General features: G+C 45.5%; 1 protein-coding gene and 1 pseudogene. Both read left to right on the forward strand.

The window, feature by feature from the left end; all coding sequences use genetic code 11:
- Nucleotides 1-247 (forward strand): amino acid--tRNA ligase-related protein (locus tag CIK04_RS26160; RefSeq protein ID WP_325205845.1); only part of this gene is annotated, 247 nt, incomplete at its 5' end.
- A gap of 189 nt (nt 248-436) precedes the next feature.
- Nucleotides 437-1,130 (forward strand): annotated as a pseudogene (vpsR, locus tag CIK04_RS26165) (cyclic-di-GMP-binding transcriptional regulator VpsR); the annotation flags it as partial.
- Between the last annotated feature and the right edge of the window lie 51 nt (nt 1,131-1,181).

Here is a 1,181-nt window from a genome sequence, read left to right on the forward strand (position 1 = left end):
CGRGCTTAACGACGCTGAAGACCAAGATGCACGCTTTAAAGCACAGGTTGAAGCGAAAGAGTCTGGTGATGACGAAGCAATGTTCTACGATGCAGACTACATCACAGCACTAGAGCACGGCCTACCACCGACTGCAGGTCAAGGTATCGCATCGACCGGTCTAGTGATGCTACTGACCAACACGCACACGATTCGTGATGTTATTCTATTCCCAGCGATGCGTCCTCAGGCGATAAGAAGCAAATAGATTGGAAAACCACCTTCGGGTGGTTTTTTTTATCGAGCAGAATTCCTTTTACATCACTAAATGCTAACTGCATTCCAAGTATTAGTAATTGAGTCTAGAATTAATTAACTGTCTTCAATATTGAAACAGACTTATGAATCATTAGTCTCGATAATGTAACTAACGATCGAAATAGTGAAAGGGTTGTATATGGCTACTCAGTTTAAGATGGATTCTGTACCGGGGTCATTGGTAGTGGTTGGTGGTACTTATGAGCCTTGGTTGTCCGTTTTGGAGCAGGTGGGCTGGAAGTGCCATCAATGTGCGGATTTACGCAAAGTAGACGCGCTGTTAGAAGATATTGGGCCATGCATCGGCATTGTTGACCTTAGCCATGATGAGTTCAGTCTCAATGGCATCGCTAATCTTGTGAGCACGCACAAGCACGTACGCTGGCTCGCCTTTCATTTCGTGAACAGACAACTCAGCTCCTGACACGATTTGCCAGTTTATCGTTAACTTTTGTATCGACTTTTTCACAGCTCCTATCCCTGATGCGCAACTGCTCAGCACGATAGGCCATCAATTGGGTATGTTAAAGCTTGAGAAGAAGGTTTGGCCGACGTTTGGCAATAATCAAGATATGGGACTTATTGGGGAATCGGTTCCTTTGAAGCGCCTACGCGATCAAATTAAACGCATTGGTCCTACCGATGTGAGCATTCTGATCAACGGAGAGAATGGCTCAGGAAAAGAAACGGTCGCTCGAGCCATTCATAAAATCTCATCGACGTGCGATGAAGCCATTCTTTTCTGTCAAATGTCCGTGCAATGAGCGAGCAACGTTTTCAAGCGGATGTTTTTGGCATTGGGGTCTGACGCAAATGTCGGGGCCTTCGAATACTAGAGCGAGGCTGATGGTGGTACGGTGTTGTTTAATGACATTCTAACGATT

Source organism: Vibrio sp. 03_296, assembly GCF_002265885.1.